This is a genomic window from Desmonostoc muscorum LEGE 12446, assembly GCF_015207005.2.
In the GTDB taxonomy this organism is placed as follows: domain Bacteria; phylum Cyanobacteriota; class Cyanobacteriia; order Cyanobacteriales; family Nostocaceae; genus Nostoc; species Nostoc muscorum.
In genome coordinates, this window is sequence record NZ_JADEXS020000001.1 from 3,039,289 (window position 1) to 3,057,998 (window position 18,710).

General features: G+C 40.3%; 13 protein-coding genes. 2 read left to right on the forward strand and 11 right to left on the reverse strand.

Features of this window, described 5'->3' with window-relative positions:
• Window positions 1-3: 3 nt before the first annotated feature.
• The 6 genes from IQ276_RS13125 to ilvN form a co-directional block, all read right to left on the reverse strand.
• On the reverse strand, window positions 4-1,146 hold the full coding sequence (locus tag IQ276_RS13125; protein WP_193917271.1) for a glycosyltransferase family 4 protein: 1,143 nt from the start codon (window positions 1,144-1,146) through the stop codon (window positions 4-6).
• A 67-nt stretch (window positions 1,147-1,213) separates the two neighbouring features.
• On the reverse strand, window positions 1,214-2,575 hold the full coding sequence (gene murJ, locus IQ276_RS13130; RefSeq protein ID WP_193917273.1) for a murein biosynthesis integral membrane protein MurJ: 1,362 nt from the start codon (window positions 2,573-2,575) through the stop codon (window positions 1,214-1,216).
• 3 nt (window positions 2,576-2,578) lie between these two features.
• Window positions 2,579-3,439 (reverse strand): GNAT family N-acetyltransferase, encoded by an 861-nt coding sequence (locus tag IQ276_RS13135; protein ID WP_193917275.1) that lies wholly within the window; start codon window positions 3,437-3,439, stop codon window positions 2,579-2,581.
• Between the two features lie 190 nt (window positions 3,440-3,629).
• The gene (locus tag IQ276_RS13140) at window positions 3,630-4,619 is read right to left on the reverse strand and encodes a glucosamine inositolphosphorylceramide transferase family protein (protein WP_193917277.1); all 990 of its coding nucleotides are present in this window, start codon (window positions 4,617-4,619) and stop codon (window positions 3,630-3,632) included.
• Between the two features lie 131 nt (window positions 4,620-4,750).
• Entirely contained in the window at window positions 4,751-6,790 is a 2,040-nt protein-coding gene (locus tag IQ276_RS13145; protein ID WP_193917279.1) for a polysaccharide biosynthesis protein, read from the reverse strand.
• A gap of 628 nt (window positions 6,791-7,418) precedes the next feature.
• The gene (gene ilvN, locus IQ276_RS13150; protein WP_099070215.1) at window positions 7,419-7,937 is read right to left on the reverse strand and encodes an acetolactate synthase small subunit; all 519 of its coding nucleotides are present in this window, start codon (window positions 7,935-7,937) and stop codon (window positions 7,419-7,421) included.
• 278 nt (window positions 7,938-8,215) lie between these two features.
• On the opposite strand from ilvN, the gene IQ276_RS13155 reads away from it, so the two are divergent.
• Window positions 8,216-8,584, forward strand: coding sequence for a phospholipid-binding protein (locus IQ276_RS13155; RefSeq protein ID WP_190881699.1), 369 nt, complete (start codon window positions 8,216-8,218; stop codon window positions 8,582-8,584).
• A gap of 61 nt (window positions 8,585-8,645) precedes the next feature.
• On the opposite strand, the gene IQ276_RS13160 is transcribed toward IQ276_RS13155, so the two are convergent.
• The 5 genes from IQ276_RS13160 to IQ276_RS13180 form a co-directional block, all read right to left on the reverse strand.
• Window positions 8,646-9,548, reverse strand: coding sequence for an alpha/beta fold hydrolase (locus IQ276_RS13160; protein ID WP_190881698.1), 903 nt, complete (start codon window positions 9,546-9,548; stop codon window positions 8,646-8,648).
• A 419-nt stretch (window positions 9,549-9,967) separates the two neighbouring features.
• Window positions 9,968-12,529 carry an ATP-binding protein gene (locus tag IQ276_RS13165; RefSeq protein WP_309245592.1) on the reverse strand — a complete coding sequence of 854 codons (2,562 nt, stop codon included), beginning with the start codon at window positions 12,527-12,529 and terminating at the stop codon, window positions 9,968-9,970.
• A gap of 286 nt (window positions 12,530-12,815) precedes the next feature.
• A complete protein-coding gene (locus tag IQ276_RS13170; RefSeq protein WP_193924963.1) occupies window positions 12,816-14,162 on the reverse strand; it encodes an AAA family ATPase in 1,347 nt (448 codons plus the stop codon).
• Between the two features lie 507 nt (window positions 14,163-14,669).
• The gene (locus IQ276_RS13175; protein WP_235115629.1) at window positions 14,670-16,799 is read right to left on the reverse strand and encodes an SPFH domain-containing protein; all 2,130 of its coding nucleotides are present in this window, start codon (window positions 16,797-16,799) and stop codon (window positions 14,670-14,672) included.
• Window positions 16,800-16,828: 29 nt separating this feature from the next.
• On the reverse strand, window positions 16,829-17,131 hold the full coding sequence (locus IQ276_RS13180; protein WP_235115630.1) for a hypothetical protein: 303 nt from the start codon (window positions 17,129-17,131) through the stop codon (window positions 16,829-16,831).
• Window positions 17,132-17,192: 61 nt separating this feature from the next.
• Between IQ276_RS13180 and IQ276_RS13185 the strand changes: the two genes are divergently transcribed.
• On the forward strand, window positions 17,193-18,647 hold the full coding sequence (locus tag IQ276_RS13185) for a GTP-binding protein (RefSeq protein WP_193925209.1): 1,455 nt from the start codon (window positions 17,193-17,195) through the stop codon (window positions 18,645-18,647).
• Window positions 18,648-18,710 lie beyond the last annotated feature (63 nt).

Sequence of the window (18,710 nt, forward strand, 5' to 3'; positions counted from 1 at the left end):
GAATCATTTAACTTTTGCAGTATTTGATTCTGATTTATGAATTTTGAATTTTTCTTCAGTAACTTCAGCTAACACTTTTTCCCACATTTTCATTATTTTTTCGACACCAAATCTTTCAGTTATTTCTGGTGCGTGAGCAGCTAAAGATTTTCGTTCTTGTTCATTAGATATCAGTCGTTCCATTGCTGCGGCTAATGCTGAAATATCTTCATTGGGAACCAAAATACCATCTATACGATCACGAATAATTTCTCGTGGCCCACTAGGACAATCTGTCGATATAACTGGTAATCCACATGCCATTGCTTCGCAAAGAGCATTTGGAAAACCTTCAAAGCGGGAAGACATAATAAAAAAATCTGCCTCTTGTAAAAAAGCATAGGTATTGTTCACCATTCCCGGAAAATGAACGCGATCGCCAAGTCCGAGTTGATTACGCAGAGATTCCAATTCTGGACGTAGTTTTCCATCTCCTAAAATAGTTAATGTCCATTCTGGATAATTATCTTTTAGTTTTGCAAAAGCTTGTAGTAATAAATCAAAGCCTTTTTCTCGGACAAAACGTCCCATAGCAATGAGCGATCGCTGTGCTAACAATTTTTCTGATGACTGTTTATTTATTGGCGGTAATATAACCATATTAGGGATGATACAGCTATTATTTTGCAGTCTGTATGGAAAATAATCTCTTGCTTGCTGGGTTTGAAAAACAATTTTATCTGCAAATAAATAAGTCAATTGTCGCAGTTGTTGCCAATTGTGACCTAAATAACTTTTTTCGGGATTACTACGTTCAGAAACTATTACTGGTATGTTTAACCACCGCGTTGCTAGTAAAGTGATAATATTAATTTTAGACATGAAGCTAATTACAACATCTGGTTGGCTATTAATAATTGCATCTCGTAGAATTTGGATACGTTTAAAGTTTTTCCAAATGCCAATAATTGCATTAGGAGATTTTTCAGCTATAGCCAAGGGAAAATAAATTATATGAGAGTCTAAATAGAAGTTGGGTATTTTATTGCCATCAAATGTTAATAGAGTAATCTGCCATCCCTTAGCTGACCAGTAATTTGCCATGATTGACATAATACGTTCGGCACCACCGTAGGTAAGGGAATGAATAATTAATGTTATTTTCATTGTGTGGTAATATTTAAAATCACGCAGAGGCGCAGAGAAGAGAGATTAAGAGACGAGTATTTGGAAATTAGGTTACTAGGGTAGCAGAATTTTTTTTGAGTTTTTTATTAGCAAAATATAATAAAAATAAGAATGCTAAGGCGGAAACACAGGCTGTTGAGAGAGCGATACCTGTAACGCCAAAATAATGGATAAATAAATAGTTTAAAACAATATTGTTGATGAGATTATAGGCGGAAGCCCACATCAATATATGATTAGCTTGCATTGCTGAAATTAACCTGACTACTAAAATGCCTGCTACATGAAAAGGTATTTGGAGAGCAAAACAATTTTGAATTTGAGCTACTAAATGAGTGTCGGTAGCGGTAAATGAACCTCTTTGAAATAGTATTCGGACTATAGATTCAGAAAAGATAAATAAAAATGCTGACAGTAGAGTAGTTGTGACAAAGATGATCTGTATATATCGCTTAAGTGTGCGATGCGTCTCTGTCCAATGATTAGCAGCTATCATTTTGGAAAAATAGGGAATCACGGCAGTACTCAATGCTGTAGTTGCTAGAGACATCGGAAATGCAATTACTTTGTTACCGTAATTGAGTGCTGCTACACTACCAGGTAACAACATTGCTGCCATAGATTGATCTACTAAATTTGTACTACACATTAAAAGTCCCCCTGCAATCATGGGGAAATATTGACGAACAACTTGATGCAGATTAGTATCAAATCCATACCATTTAGGAAGCCATGAAGCGCCTTGTCGGTGCAATCCTATTCCTAAAATAACTATTTCTAGTACTGCACCGCAGACTAAACCAGCGGCTAAAGCGAAAATACCCCAGGATTGGAGAGTTAAAAGTAATACGACGGTAACAGTCGGAGTAATAATTGGTGAGAATGCTGCTAAAGCAAAACGCTCCCCTGCATTCAATACAGCACCCCAGATAACAATGATCCCACTTAAGAGAATAAAAGGTGCGATCGCGCAAAGCAAATGAAAAGTCAGATCTAGCTTTTCCGAACTAAATCCAGCCGCAATTCGTGGTAAATACAAAGGTGCTAGAACTACCATCAATATTGTTGTAATTACTAGCAATCCCAAGCCGCTAATTGTGGCTCCACAAAAAAGCTTTTGAGCAGCTTTTGTACCTTCATGCTCTCTTACCTGCATATAAGTAGGTATGAGAGCAGTATTAAAAGAACCAGCGACGACATTAATAATAAAAGAAGGAATCAGCAAAGCAATTAAAAACGCATCTATGTCATCTCCAGTGCCAAACCTCTGAGCAACCACCAATTCTTTACCAACAGCCGCGACTTTAACCAATGCTGTCAATAAACCAACTATCATCGCGGCACCAAAAATTTGGCGATTGATAGAGCCACTTGTCAGCTTCTTCCAGTAATCAACTAAGCTTTGCATTTCTTACTCTCTCGGCGCCTCTGTATTGAAAAGTTCAGCCGGCGCTCCGACTTTTCGTTGCGTCTCTGCGTGAGATAAAAAATAAGGTATACGCAGTAAAGATAATTGAGATAAACTCATATATATCTTCAGTAAACGTAAGTATAATTTCCCCTTCAAAGTAATTCCATTAACACAGTTAAAGTTCTTAACAACTTCTCCACCAAACTTTTCTTTAAACTGATTAATACCTAATTTTTCTTGATCTGTATTTCCGGTATACCAGCCACCAAAATCATAAATTGAAATTCCTAAATTCTTAAATCTCACAATATCTTGCCAGTGATGGTAACGATTTGCTCGTCCTAAAATCGATTGATAGGAAGTATCGTTATTATTTTTCAGTGATGCAGAATGCAAAAGACGGACTCTATTTTTACTGCGATAATAAACATGCCAAACTAAAGAATCGCCATCTTTTAACTTGACACGTGAAATATCAATTACACCAGCATCTATACGATTTTTTAGTTGAACACGATTAATTTTTGTCAAGCCTTTTTGGGAAGCAAATAAATCATAAAAATCAGAAAATTCATTGAGTATATCAGAGTCAATTTGTTCCCAGTATTCATAAATAACCTGGTCTTTTTGCTCTGCTCGCCTAATCTTATATCTATCGTTACTACTGATACTTTCCCAAAGTTCATCATGACTTTTATTTAAATCAATCAATCTTGTGTAAAATTCATCAGACTGACCACCTTGAATGGGGTGTATCCATTGCCTGTAGTGGAGTACATCAACATTATTTAATTCTTGTGGATTTTCATCAAACCAGACTTCTCCCACTGAAAATATAAATTTTTTTGTGACAATTAACATCTCTTCTATCCCTTGCTATTTGATTAAAATTCAACTTCTTGAAATATACTTATAGCTAGCAGATTTTAATTCTGATTGCTTACATGTACTAATAAATAACAACCTCTCTTTCTTCTTCTCTCTGCGTCCTCCGCGTCTCTGCGTGAAACAAAAAAATCATTTTTCTAAATCAGATCAAATAGCCAAACTTTCAATTGTTATTGAATCTTGGGTCAAAAACTAATCGATAACGCTTTCCGTCCACACATGCAATCCATTTATCTTGATCAATTTGGTGGGCATCAATATGGTGCATACCTATTTGATTCCAACCCACTCCACTTGCTTTAATAACTGAATTAGTTTTGACTTCTTTTTCTTGATAATTTATTTCTGTCAATTCAGTTATTTCAAAAGCTCTAACTTGATGACCATATATCCGCTCACAATCCTGGGTATATCTAACAATTTTGCCATCGAATACTATAACCCTACCCGCTGGTCTTGCTATGTTTTTATTTCCTTGAATCACTGGGCTTTTCGGATGTTCAATCCAACCATCCATTAAATCTTGAGAATAATAAAGACGTAATGTATTTCTTGCTTCTGATGTTGCAGTTAACAGCCACCAAAGATTATTGTGTTGAAAAATACTAGGATCTACAAAATCACTTTGAGCAAGTAAAGTTTTGACATAAGACCATTTTGTGGGGAAATTAACTGCTTTATATAAACGAATAGAACTAGCTTCAGAAGTTTCTGGAATCAAATAATAGTCATTTTGATATTTGAATACATATGGATAAGATAAATGAAATGGTTCATCAAGTACAATTTGTTGGTAATTCCATTTGTATGCATCATTGCTAGTTGCTAGTCCTATTACTCCTTTATTTTGTAGACCATTCAAGACTTCAAAAAACATATACCACATGCCGCCTTCACTAACCATAAATGGATCAGCAACAAAGTGCGCTGGAACATCTGTTATATCCTTGGCAGTCAAAACTGGATTAATAATTGTGTCTGGACAAACAAAATCAAAAGGAGATTCGCCTGTATAAATTCCAATTGACCACTCACTTCTTCTTGTGATAAAAATCTTGGCTATGTTTTTAATCCCAGCCAAATATCTATTATTAACCCTAGATACTCTATCGAATACCTGTGAAATACTGTTGAGATTAGAATTTTTGTACATATTTATTCTGTCGATGAAGGTAGATTTCGAGGTAATACCAATCCAATTTAAAAAAATCTGACAGAGAAATTGCTAAAAAAAATGTATCACTAGGTTTCCACAATCCAAAATCTAAAATCTAAAATCTAAAATTAAGATTTTGCCTGTGCCAGCATATTCATGTTCGGCTTGACTCTAAGCGAAGAATTGCTAGAAGTATTTGCTGTCATATAAGTATCTAAGTGTTTGGGTTTATATCCTGGTACTAATTGTTCAAGTAAAAACAGAATAAAGTTAATATCATTTTTCACTGCTGCTTGACACAAAGTTGCTACAGTAACATCCAAATTTTCTGGAATCATCCCACTAGCATTTTTTACTACTAACAGTTTTTCGTGTTCAGTTGGTTCATATTCTTCGCCGGGAATAAATAATTCCTCAAATAACTTTTCTCCTGGACGCAAACCAGTAAACACAATCTCTATATCTTGGTTAATTTCGTATCCGGAAAGGCGAATTAATTCCTTAGCCAAGTCAACAATTTTTACAGGTTTCCCCATATTTAGCATTAAAACTTCACCACCACGGCCAAGTACCGCAGCCTGCAAAACGAGTTGAACTGCTTCGGGAATAGTCATGAAATAACGACGAATATCTGGATGAGTAACGGTTACTGGTCCGCCTGCTGCAATTTGTTTTTTAAAAGTGGGAACTACACTACCTCGACTGCCTAAAACGTTGCCAAATCGCACGGTGACATAAGGATTGCCACTTTCCTTTGCAGCTTGCAGCACCAACATTTCAGCAACTCTTTTACTAGCACCCATCACATTGGTAGGATTAACTGCTTTGTCTGTGGAAATCATCACGAAATGTTTCACATCATATTTCAAGGCTAGTTCTAGTAAATTTTTTGTTCCCATTACATTGTTCGTGATTGCTTCTACTGGATTTAATTCCATGAGTGGGACATGTTTATGAGCCGCAGCATGAAAAATTACATCAGGTTGAAAGATTTCAAATGCATGTTCTAATCGAAACTTGAAGCGAATATCAGCAATAAAGGTAGAAATATGAGGAGTGTTGATTGATGATTTGCCCTCATTTTCGAGTACTTGCACAAGTTGTTCTAATTCTTGTTGAATATTGAATACAGAGTTTTCTCCATGTCCCATAAGTATCATTTGGGCAGGATTACATTTAAAAATTTGACGGCATAGTTCGCTACCAATTGAGCCACCTGAACCTGTGATCAATACTGTTTTGCCTTTGAGAAATTGGTAAACTTTTTCAAAATCTATTTGTACAGGTTCACGTCTGAGTAAATCTTCAATTCGTACATCCCGAATGCTGTCAACTCGCACACGACCATTGAGGATTTCATGTATGCCTGGTAAAGTGCTAGTTTGAGTTCCAGTTGCTTTGCAAATATCTACGATTTCTCGAATAACTCCACCTGTAACTGTCGGCATAGCAATGATAACTTTGTGGATTTGGAGAGATTTTAAAACATCAGGAATTTGGTAGCGATCGCCAACTACAGGAATCCCACGTATGTATGCTCGAAATTTATGAGGATCGTCGTCAATAAAAGCCACAGGATGAAACCCTAATTGTGGATTTCTTTGCATTTCCTGTACCAAAGAAATTCCAGCATTACCAGCACCAACTATTAATACACGTTCTTGTGGGTTAAATACTGCACGTTGCTGACTAATTCTTTCTACAATCCGAATACTAAAACGCAGTCCCCCAATGAAAATACACGAAAGTAACCCATCGATTAATGGGAGCGATCGCGGCAGTATATCCAATCCTAAATATGCTATAAATCCCATAGCATCAAAGAATACTGCTTGGATTAATACCGCAATACCCATGAGTATAGTTATATATAAAAGTTCTTCAATACTCGCATAGCGCCAGTAAACCTTATAAAAACTAAAATTCCACAATACAGTCAGTTTGACTGATAAAAAAAGTATTGTTGCAATTCCTAATTGTGATTTATATTCTTCGATAAAAAATTTTCCGTCTAAACCTAGATTCAGAGCTAAAAAAGTTGTTATCAAAAAAACAAGAATATCAAAAATAAACAAATGTCTATTTCTGATATTTAGCAAATTTTTTAATAACTTACTAATTAATTTTTGAGGCAGCCAATTGGAAACAAGTAACAATAATAAATTCATGCCTGTCAAAACCTCTAGGATAATCTAAATAATCATCGGTTGGATTAGACAATCAAATATAGTCATTTATCCCTAAAACAAGTACCTTTACGATAAATCACCCTATAAATGCACATTTTAGGGATTTGAAAATCTAACGAATTGTCTAACTTAGATTAGATTATTAATGTCTAGCAAATTAACTATCTCAAGTTCAAAATTGGGTGTATATCTTGTTGAACATTATCGTTTTTATCAAGGAGATATTTTTGCTCAAAAGAAATACTCCTAATTTTTTAAATCAAACATTTAAAATCAGGTGATAGTCGTTAACACGACTATTAAAACTTGTTGTTGTTGTTAATGTTTTATCGTTCTAACAACTTTGTAGCAGTTTCTTATCTGTTGCGTCATGCCAAATTGGCGTAGCTTGTGCATATAAAAAGACATAACCGTATATGCTTATTTGTAGGCTAGTAGTTATTGTTACCGAATAATAAATCCCTGATGAATGAAATTCGCAGTTCATTTTGCAGACAAACAAAACCCGCCTGCGCGGGTTAAAAAGTTTACTGTTTCATAAATCTAGGTTAGTAGACTTTGCTTGTATTCTGACTTCTGACTTCTGACTTCTGACTTCTGAATTCTACTAAACCTTTGCTTCCAAAGATTTTAGTAATTCGGTATTCACACCCGATTCACGAGTTAGGGCAATTTTGCCAGTGCGGGCGATTTCTCTGAGACCAAATTTTTGTAAAACTTGCACGATCGCTACCATCTTACCTGGATCTCCCACAACTTCTAAAGTCAGAGAATCTTCCGCCACATCTACGACTCGTGCCCGGAAAATCTGAGACAGTTCGATAACTTCAGAACGATTGCTGCTGGTAGCATTCACCTTTAACAGCATCAATTCTCGCTCTACACAAGGAGTTTCAGTAATATCCTGTACTTTGAGGACATTGACTAACTTGTATAATTGCTTGGTGAGTTGTTCGATCACGCGATCGTCACCGGGTACAACCATCGTAATTCGTGAGACTCCTCCCTGTTCAGCCGGGCCAACAGCAAGGCTTTCAATATTAAAACCACGACGCGCAAACAAACCAGAAATGCGGGACAGAACACCCGCCTCATCTTCTACGAGAACTGAAAGAGTATGTTTCATCTTCGCCAACAGAGGCTAGAGCAGGATTTGAGTAACGCAGACACTAGCTAAGGCTACGCTAGACATACTGCCGCACTAAATTTCTCAGTGCGACCTTTTATTTTAAACTTAATAGCTGCACTCATTGCATATCTAGAAAAAAATTGTTCAAAAATCATCCTCTAAGTAGGAATTCTAGTGAGTGCATATCTTTTTATTGGCAGATGCAGCATTTTTGTAAAGCTTTTATACTCAGATATGAATCAACCTCTAAATACGCTAATAGGAGAAAAGCATTTATGTCTTGGTTAAAAAGACTATTTGGAATGGAAAAACCTCAAAATGCCGAAGTAAATCCTACCGCCCAGGCAATACCCCAAACTCCTAGTCCTACTGCTGCGCCTACCGCTACACAATCAATACCGCCAGAACGTCTAGGATTAAATGGAGAATATGACCAGAGTGGTTTAGCAAAGCGGGTAGCATTGGCATTCGACCAAGATGCCGAACTAGATGATGTTAATACTCTTTGGGTTGCTCAAACAGGTAGCACTGTAGTGCTAAAAGGTAAAGTTCCCAGCCAAGAAATTCTCACCAGAATGATTTCTGTAGCCCGTACTGTGAATGGTGCTACAAATGTTGACAGCAGCCAAACTACCGTCGGATAACAAGAGGGCACAGGAGACAAGGAAAATAACTCTTGTACAGACGCGATGAATCGCGTCTTTCCTAATTCCTCTCAATCCAATCTAAAATCGCTTGGTTCACTTGTTCGGGACATTCATCATGGGGACAATGACCCACATTTTCTAAATTCAGCACTTCCAATCTCTCGTTATATTGAGCAAATTGGCTAGCTAAAGCTGGCGGAACAAACCGATCTTTTTGTCCCCAAATTAACAGCATGGGAATTGTTAAGGTTGGTAATACTGCCTTGACATTGGGACTAAAATTAATTCCAATTGTCGCTTTGAACAAAGCACTAAAAGCTCTCGCCGAACCTCGGTCTTGGGGAGGGCCAGCTAAAATTTCTATCAGTTCATCGGTGATTGCTTCTGGGTTAGCGTAGGCGAGACTAGCCCAGCGACGCAGCACGCCAGGTCTGCGGACAAAGTTAAATACAGGTTTGAGAATCAATGGCGAAGCGACAATATTTTTAATTCCTCTGACCAGTGGTCGCAGAACAGGAGGAATTGCTTCTTGCTCCAGTGAAGGATCGGGTAAACTCATCATCACTATACCCTGTACCATGTCCGGATGAGCGGCGGCGGCGGCTAAAGAAATCAGTGAACCGTTGGAATTGCCGATTAATATTGCTGGTTCACGGATAAAAGTTTGCCAAAAATCGTAAACTTGTTCTACCCAGAGTTCGACGCTGTAATTAGCTGCGGCTTTTTCCGAAGCGCCAAAACCTAGCATATCTAGCGCATAAACTGTGTGATGTTCAGCCAACACCTCTAAATTATGTCGCCAATGACCAATGGAAGCGCCAAAGCCATGTAACAGAATTAGAGGTTGTGTCTTTTCGTCATTTTTGGCAGAGCGAATATAAGTATAGCGAGTTTGCCAGCCTCGCCAAACCCAATCTCTTTGATTACCAACTCTCTCTTGCCAGTGTAGTGTAGTGGTCACAGTCGCCTCTGATTCATCAGCGTGAAAATACTATTATAGAAAAATTGCTGAAAACCCCGCTCACATAGCAGTCCTAATAAGAGTGAAGTACAAAGAAAAACCTCACCCCCAACCCCTCACCTTACTAAGGCTACCGTGTATACACAAGTCTGAAATAGCTGATTAACCAAGGTTTTACCCCACCCTAACCCTCCCCTTATAAAGGGGAGGGAAAGAGATTTCTTGTTTCCCCCCTTTATAAGGGCAGGGCTGTTTCATTCCATTTCAAACAGGATTTGTCAAGATGGTTAGCGAGAAAATTGTAAGTAAGGGTGACGATGAGATGAACATTTAAACATTGAAATATCAGTAAAATAGTTCATTTTCTGGGCACGCTGGTAACAAAATAACTAATTTTTAATTGCTAGAACCCTTGATTTTTAAAGCTCTTTGGGGAATGAAACAGCCCTGCCCTTAAAAAGGGGGGTTGGGGGGATCTCCGAGAAGTACGGCATCAAATCGCGTTCTAACTCAGCGCGAGTCTTCAGAGGACGAGTTCCTTTTTCATCGGTCAGCAAATACAGTAATATGTCTGCTGTTTGCTGATTTTCTTCACCACAATCATTAACAACTTCATTTAAATAACGCTTAACCAATTCGTCTTTAGTGCCACGCTGCCGATATTCTGCCAGAGTTGTAATATTCTCCGTTTGCAGTTGCGCCCCCATAACCTGCAACTCAATGGGACGCACTTCACCCAATTCTTCGGCTAATTCCTGCACCAGTTGTTCAACTAAAGCAGGTTCCAACCGAAAACTAGTATTTTCAGTTAAACGCTGGATAATTGACTTCGCATCATCAGGCGAGAAGTTCCCCAACTTGTACAGCACATTATTACTGAGAATGTCATTGCTAATAATCTCCAGGCTGGGCAAATCATTGCACTCCAGTAAGTAATGGATATAATCCACCCGCAGCGATAAGATAACTTTCAGCGATGGAACATTCAAACATTCTCCCAGAAACTCAAAAAACTGCTTCCTTTGCGCTGGTTCGGTGTAAATAAAGAAAAATTCCTCAAATTGATCAAAAATTAGCACCGTGCGGAGGTTACGCTGTTCGTTTTCGCGGAGTTGGGAGAGGAGGGAGTGGGGGAGACGCGGGGAGTGGGGATTTTGAGGTTCTGAACTAGAACGTTGAGGTTCTGAACTCGAAGTTCCGAGTTTTGAAGTCAAAACTTGAAGTTCTAACTCTCCCTCATCCCCCTCATCTCCCTCATCCTCCTCATCTCTCCCCAAAAGCTGCCCCAACTCCTCCACCCAGTTGGTGTAAACGCGCATCCCTACAGGTAAATTATCTTGAATACCGATCGCTTGATTCTTTAAAGCTGGCACCAGTCCGGCATTCACTAGCGAACTTTTACCTACACCTGATTGTCCATGAATTACGATCAACTTTTTATCTGGGCGGCCAATGCGTTCAATTAAGCGTTCTACATCCAATTGACGACCAGATGCAGCAATTTCTGGGGCAATACTATCTTTAGTATTAACGCGCAAGGGTGCAAGTCCTGTTGCTCCTAATTGTTTTGTCGCCTGTAATCTCCCAGCACCAATAAACGCCCGCAAACCAAATTGCTGTTCCACGGAACGCTGTTGCTGTTTCATTTCATAGGCTGCCAGATATGCTTTTTGCTCAAAGTAAAGCTTTTGCAAATGACTGAGAATCTTGAGATAAAGCCTTAAATCTATCTGGGGGTTGCCGATATTTTTTGCAGTTTCTAAGTTACGAATTGCCTCTTGATAAGCGCCTAAATGATATTGAGAACGAGCCAAAAGAAATCGATAGAGGCTCAAATCATTTGATATGAGGACACTGGTGCTGTGTCCCTCTACAATCTTTATGGCTTGCTGTGCAAATTGATTGGCTTCTAACCAGGATTTTTCAATTAAAGCCACCTCAGCTAAAAAACCGTAATCCTTTGCTAATTCTATTAGTTGATTATCAGCACGATGTATTTCTAATACTTGTTCAGCAAGATTTTTTAAGTGTTCCCATGCTTGTAAATCACGCAAAACAACACCAAATTTAAAGAAAAAATTTGCAATTAATCGTTTGTTTTCCCCAATCGAATTGATATATTTTTGAAGATAATGCCGAGTGTTATTCCAATTTGGATGATTAATATCTTGATTTTTAAAAGCTTTGAGATAATAGCAAAAAGTAATATCACCAAGGATTTTGATTTGTTGTTTTGTATAATTAATTTGCCGAAAAAGCGCTAAAGCAACTTGATAATGTTCTAAGGCGATATCGATTTTATTATTAACTTGTTTTGCCAAGCCTAACAAAGATGAGAAATTAGCTTTCAGTTCTGGATGAGAATCCTGTAATTCACCTGGTAAATCTCTCTGAGCCGCTGCTAATTCTGTTTCTAAAACTCCATAATCATCTAAAGTTAAGTTGAGGGTATTGTTAAAGTATTGTTCGGCAATTTGTTGTAGTAAGTTGATCAAATCATCTTGAGCGATCGCAAAATTCCTTGTAGTAGCCCAACTCTCCAAATCTGGAGCCAGTTGCATCAATTGTTTGTAGATTTCATCATCAATCCACAACACCAAAGGAAAAGCAAAATTCTTGCGAAACTCCTCCCGCACCTGATTAGCAGAAGTCAACATCACAGCTAAATTCTGTACTGTCTCTAAACCGACAACCATCACGCAGGCTGGTAGGTTCTCGCCAAAATCCTCCCGAATGGCTGTATAAAGAGTTCTGTGAGATTGCTGCATCACCAACAGCCGAATTTCAACTTGACAAATTTCCTGCAATTTTTGGATCAGGCGATCGCGCAAGCTACCATAATTACACCGTGCCAAAATCAGCTTAAACTGTCCCACAGAGGATTCGATCGCCCAAGCTAATTGTGCAACAGAGCGTAGGCGTAGCCCGTCGTAGACATCGTTGTTTACAAGATTATCTTCTGGTGGTTGCGAGTCTGTCATATCTAACCGCGTCTACACGTTTTACCCCACCCTAACCCTCCCCTTGTAAAGGGGAGGGAACTGGATTTTCGGTCTCCCCCCTTTCCAAGGGAACTGGATTTCCAGTCTCCCCCCTTTCCAAGGGGGGATTAAGGGGGGTAATTCGACTACTAATATCATGTCCGGCTAATTAGTTATGATTCCCGAATCTATGCACAAACCCAAAAACCCTTCCCCTCTGCTCCCCTGCCCCTCTGCTGCCTTAATGATAAGTCTTTAACCGGACATGATATAACCCCCTGATTCCTCACTGCAACTCCCTCGCCTCAGCCAAAATTGGATTCACATCAAACCAAGATTCGCCGCTATCTCGATATTCAAAGACAAAGCGACTACGAATCAACTTTTGGTATCCTTGGTCATCGCTGACTTTTTTGTTTTGCTTGACGTGTCGTAGCAGTTGCCACTCGTCATCGGAAATTGGCATAATCATTTCATTGCGACGGGCGCGAACAACTTGGTCTAAAGTCTCACGGGAGAGGGGAAGCGCCATTTCTTCCATAATCCAAGTATTCAGGAGTCTGAGCAAGTCTCGCACATGACCGCCACTCAATCTACATAACCGGTCTAGGGCGGCGCTACTATCAAAAATTTCAGTAATTTTATTTAAGCGTTCATCTGTTTGGAAGTCAGGAAAGGCTCTTGCTAGCACCATCTTTTTCATTAGTCTCATTCCTTCTTCATGAACGCTGCCATCTGGCCATTGTACTGGCACCATTGGCAATACTTTGGGGTCTTCTGGGAATCGCTGGGTAAGCATTCCGTAATCGTTGGAAAACTTCAGAGCTAAAGGCATGGTATAAATTAAATGACAATTGAGTTTTGTCAAAAATTCACCCTGGTCTACAAATAAATATTCCTGCTGTGGACGACCCCAAGCTTTAACACGATTATCGATACGGTCGAGATTATCGACAATTACCACTAAACCATTTTTACCTTGCTGTTTGAGTTTAGCGATCGCAGGTTCCAATAATTCCCGATTAATCGCTTCTAGCAAGTTAGCTTTTCGCGGCGCTAAATACTGATTGAGTTTTGTCCGTAGCGTCGGGTCACTTTTCATCTTTGTAGTGATTTCGCCAATACCAAAAGCTAGAGACAACTTTTCTTTGTCGCTAGTGACACCAACATCAACACCACCCACCTTAATTTTTGCCCCTGTGACTTCAGAATTTAAGACGTTCCAAGCACCTTGCAGTAACTCATTAAATTTGTTGGGTGTCTCCAGTGTAATTTTATCCAGACTTTGACTGACGCGACGAGCGATCGCTAACAACACATCAGCAATATCCACATCAGTCATTTCCAAGTCTTCGCTAGATTCAAAATACACCACATGAAAGCCTAATTTTTCCAGTTCTCCCTGTAGCTTTAATAGTTCCGTCGATTTTCCACAGCCAATATGCCCAGTAAATAGTGTGCAGGTAGGTTCATCTGGCTTGAAAAAAGTAATTTTTTGCTTCAGCTTGCCGATAATATCTCCGCCTCGCACCGAAGAAAAGTCAATGTAGTATTTCACATCTGACAGATTATTGACGAACAGGGTTCGACTGGGGTCAGTAGCCTGAAAAAATGCTCGTAAATCTATGGACATAAAGCTAGTAATATGATTATGTTTTATGAAGAAGAATTCAGAACTCAGGAGTCAGAATTCAGTTGGGAATTGGAGTCCGACTGGGTGATAGCGTAGCGGTAGCGAGTATTCGAGGGTCGTGTCTGAATATTAGTTTAAAACCTCGCCCGAAGTTAAACGAAACTAGGATTAAATATTTTTCTTCTTAAAACTCTATCCCTTTATGGGTAGATTATTCTGAATTCTGAATTCTGACTCCTGTTTTATAGCAATGCTCAAAATTAAACAAGTTTATTTGTATCCAGTTAGCAGTTAATTCATCAGCGCAGCAAGCATTGTTCTGACGACAACTTCCAATTCTTCAGTTACTCGATAAAGGTTAATTGCTTGTTCAATACTTATACATGGAAAACCCGCCTGCGCGGGTTACAAAAAGCTTGATTTTCTCTTACCCTACCTTGGTAAGCTCTGTTTGTGTGCAAGATGAACCGCAAATTCTATTCGCCCTGGCTCTGCTCTAAACTAATGTTATTTATCCACTGGAAAGTTCACAATTATAGGTGGAATACCGTTTTCTGTGGTTGGTTGGCTTTGGCTTATCGGTTGTGGATGCAAAGGCGTTGGTTTCACCTCACCATTTTTAGCAGTTTGATTCCATAAAATCATCGACAGTAGACCATCTACTAAGCCGTTATTACTGCCGTTACTGCCAACGAGAACATCTGGAATTAAACGGACATGGCGATCGCCTATAATTTGCATCAGTTGCATTGCTGTATAACCTTGTGCCCCCAAGGCTTCCACACCAGTACGGTAGGTTTCAGCTTTGGCGTTACCTGTGGCCCGAATACCTTCAGCCTCCGCAATTGCTCGGAGTTTTGTTCCCTCAGCTTCACCTGTGGCCTGCTTGATTTGGGCTTGGGCTTTCAAGTCGGCTATATGCACACTCTGTTCTGATTTCACCATTTCTTGCTGAATTTCAGCTAGGGCTGTTTCTCGAACAAGTTGTTGGCGTTGGGTTTGCGCCATCTGCTGGACTTCATAAGTCTTGCGTTCTTCTTCGGCAATTTTCCGGTCTGTCTGTGTTTGCATTAATGACGCCGGTGGTTGAATATCACCAATTAGAGTATCGATCGCTTGCACATCATAAGCCCGCAATGCTGTTTTAATATACTCAGCAGCCTCAGCTTGTCGCTCACTCCGAGCTGTCAAAAAGTCTAATACTGTATAATCTTGGGCTGAGTTGCGGAAATAATTACCGATAGTTGGTTCTAATACATGGTCTACGAGATTTTGCATTGCACCAACGCGGGAAATTACCTTGGGTGCATCCAAAGCGCCCACATGGATGATTTGTGCTACTTCCAAATCAAAGGCAAATCCATCACGCGATCGCACTGTCAGGGATGCTAGTTGAGCATCATAACTGTGACGTTCGGTGCGGTCTGACCAGTTTAATACAATGTTGGTCGTTGGCACAAGTTCCATTTTCATGATCCGAGAATTAATCGGGTGCTTCCCAGGATACAGCGGTTCGACCCATACACCCTTATGTCCAGGATTCACCAAGTTACCATGTGTGAAAGCTGCACCGCTGACATCTTGATGCGCTTTACCTACGAAAGAAATCACCACACCCACATAGCCAATGGGAATTTCCGTCATCGGTACTTGTTCAACCTGGACAAACCAAGGATTTAAATTCCAAGAACCAGAAAGCAAAGTCTGCTCTTGTAAGCCGCGTCGTCCACCGCCATTAATAAATTTCTGACCATTTTGGAAATTGTCGTGTCCCTCAATTATCGGTCCTGCCAGTTCACCAGCGGAAATTGGGACACCATCTAAGGTAGTGACGATGCCAACCTTGTCAGATGCCAAGCTGTATACCCGTAATTGTTCTGGAGTCATGCCATGAGCCGTAGCATTTGACGCCATGATGACTTTAAACAAAGCAGTGTTAATCCGGTAAGTACCAGCCGTGAGAAAACCCATTTGGCGACCTTTTTCGCCACCGTTGATGAGGAATTTCCGGGCATCTTGGTAATTGTCACAATCGACGATTTTGCCCAGAATGCGTTCTGGTGGGTTGGATTCGCCATCTGCGGCCACAATTAAAGCGATTTCACCTTGGGGGACAACAACAACCGATTCTTTGCGAACTGAGTATTGCCAAGGCCAATAGCCCCAGTGCCAACCAGGAGCCAGAGTATCTGCCTGTAAGCCCGCTTCACCGTTGAGGGCAATTAACCTTCCGGCGGGGAGTCCGCGCCCAGAAAGGGTAAACTTTCTGACAACAATCCCAACTTCCCGTTCGCCAATCACCACCAGTCCGCCAAAAAACAGCGGTACAAATATCACTAAACCACCGACAACTAGGATGGGAATCAGTACAAAAGGATCAATTCCAGCAGTTTGATACTGAGTTTGATTAGTTTGTAACTGGGTAATATTTGGTTTAGCTGGACTCAGTTGGACTGATGCCAGAGTAATTTCTTTTGCAGTAGTGATTTTTATGGGAGTAGCACTGGCATAATTAGTAGTGCCTGCGATCGCCAAAGACGCTGGCGCAGCGATCGCCAACGTTGCTACAACAGACGCTGCAAAACGGGCTACCTTATTTTTTTTACGCGTACCAACACAAGATTGAAAACTTTTCATAATTTTTGCCCACTTGGGCAACTAATTAGTTAAGTTAACACTTCAACAAAGACATACCTCGATTTCTTAAACTTGCCTTCAGGAGTGGGGAGTGGGGATGATGGGGATGAGGGAGATGAGGGAGATGAGGGAGATGAGGGAGATGAGGGAGATGAGGGAGATGAGGGAGATGAGGGAGATGAATCCAGTTCAAAGGTGGATGAATGAGTATCTGAGGTGGATGAATCCGGTTCAAAGGTGGATGAACGAGTATCTGAGGTGGATGAATCCGGTTCAAAGGTAAATGAACGAGATTCTAACTCCCCCTCATCCCCATCATCCCCACTCCCCACTCCCCATTCCCTGTAAAAAATAACTAGGATCAAATAGCGAGGTTAACCGAGAATCTAAATTATGACTTCCACATTGCCCGAACCTCATCACAGCAACTCACCCAGTTGGGAGGAAGAACTAGATAGTGCCATTTTCAGTTTTGAAGATATTCAGACGGAACTGAATTATAAACAAGCACAAACAGCGCTGCGAAATTTGGTGACTAATCTTGACCTTAGCCCCCAAGAAAAAGCGGGATTAGAGGCAGAAATTAATGATTTGGAAACCATGCTCTTAAAGTTAGACCGCATGGTGGTGCAGATTGCGGCTTTTGGCATGGTGGGACGTGGTAAGTCTTCGCTACTTAATGCCTTGGTTGGGGAAACAGTATTTGAAACTGGGCCGCTGCATGGCGTTACCCGTGCTGCCCAAAGAGTGAATTGGAGTATTAGCGAAGAAATTGTTGGAGAAACTGAACGGGCTTTGCGAGTCACTATCCCTGGTATCGGTCAATCACAGGTGGAATTAATTGATACTCCTGGATTAGATGAGGTAGATGGGGCAACCCGCGCTGCATTAGCTGAACAGATTGCCAAACAAGCGGATTTGATTTTGTTTGTCATATCCGGCGACATGACAAAAATAGAACACATCGCCCTTTCTCAGTTGCGGGAAGCAGGTAAACCGATAATTCTGGTATTTAACAAAGTAGACCAGTATCCAGAAGCCGATCGCATAGCAATTTATCACAAAATCCGCGATGAAAGGGTGCGGGAATTACTCACACCCCTAGAAATTGTCATGTCAGCAGCATCGCCATTGGTGAAAACGGCGGTTTTTCGCCCTGATGGCACTAGGGGCATACAGTTGCGTCCAGGTAATGCCCAAGTGGAGGAACTGAAGCTGAAAATTTTGGAGATTCTCCACCGTGAAGGTAAAGCTTTGGTTGCTCTCAACACTATGCTTTATGCTGACACCGTGAATGAGCAATTGATAGAGCGAAAACTGATGATTCGGGAGGTAAATGCTAATCAGTTGATTTGGAAAGCTGTGATGACGAAGGCACTGGCGATCGCTCTTAATCCCGTAACTGTGGTAGATATTCTTAGTAGTGTCGTAATTGATATCGCTTTAATTTTAGGTTTATCCAAACTCTATGGCTTCTCCATGACCGAAGCAGGAGCCGTACAATTACTACAAAAAATTGCCCTGAGTATGGGCGGCATCGGTGCTAGTGAACTCTTGGCAAACTTGGGTTTGAGTGGATTGAAAACTTTACTTGGCATCTCTGCAACCGCTACGGGTGGTATTGCCCTTGCTCCTTATATATCCGTTGCACTCACTCAAGGTGGAGTCGCTGGTGTTTCTTCTTACGGTATTGGACAAGTTACCAAGGTTTATTTAGCCAACGGGGCGACTTGGGGACCTGATGGGCCAAAAGCGGTAATTAATCGGATTTTGACAAACCTTGATGAAACTTCAATTCTCAACCGTATTAAAGATGAATTGCTCCACAAAGTAAAGCTCAGAAAGTAATGCCTTGACACGTATTTACAACTCGGAACTTGAGCCTCTGAACTCGAAATGTCAAGTTCTACA

What these genes read in the sequence shown, in the direction of transcription:
- IQ276_RS13125 (WP_193917271.1), bottom strand. Translation starts at nt 1,146, where the DNA reads ATGAAAATAACATTAATTATTCATTCCCTTACCTACGGTGGTGCCGAA.
- murJ (WP_193917273.1), bottom strand. Translation starts at nt 2,575, where the DNA reads ATGCAAAGCTTAGTTGATTACTGGAAGAAGCTGACAAGTGGCTCTATC.
- IQ276_RS13135 (WP_193917275.1), bottom strand. Translation starts at nt 3,439, where the DNA reads ATGTTAATTGTCACAAAAAAATTTATATTTTCAGTGGGAGAAGTCTGG.
- IQ276_RS13140 (WP_193917277.1), bottom strand. Translation starts at nt 4,619, where the DNA reads ATGTACAAAAATTCTAATCTCAACAGTATTTCACAGGTATTCGATAGA.
- IQ276_RS13145 (WP_193917279.1), bottom strand. Translation starts at nt 6,790, where the DNA reads ATGAATTTATTATTGTTACTTGTTTCCAATTGGCTGCCTCAAAAATTA.
- ilvN (WP_099070215.1), bottom strand. Translation starts at nt 7,937, where the DNA reads ATGAAACATACTCTTTCAGTTCTCGTAGAAGATGAGGCGGGTGTTCTG.
- IQ276_RS13155 (WP_190881699.1), top strand. Translation starts at nt 8,216, where the DNA reads ATGTCTTGGTTAAAAAGACTATTTGGAATGGAAAAACCTCAAAATGCC.
- IQ276_RS13165 (WP_309245592.1), bottom strand. Translation starts at nt 12,529, where the DNA reads ATGACAGACTCGCAACCACCAGAAGATAATCTTGTAAACAACGATGTC.
- IQ276_RS13170 (WP_193924963.1), bottom strand. Translation starts at nt 14,162, where the DNA reads ATGTCCATAGATTTACGAGCATTTTTTCAGGCTACTGACCCCAGTCGA.
- IQ276_RS13175 (WP_235115629.1), bottom strand. Translation starts at nt 16,799, where the DNA reads ATGAAAAGTTTTCAATCTTGTGTTGGTACGCGTAAAAAAAATAAGGTA.
- IQ276_RS13185 (WP_193925209.1), top strand. Translation starts at nt 17,193, where the DNA reads ATGACTTCCACATTGCCCGAACCTCATCACAGCAACTCACCCAGTTGG.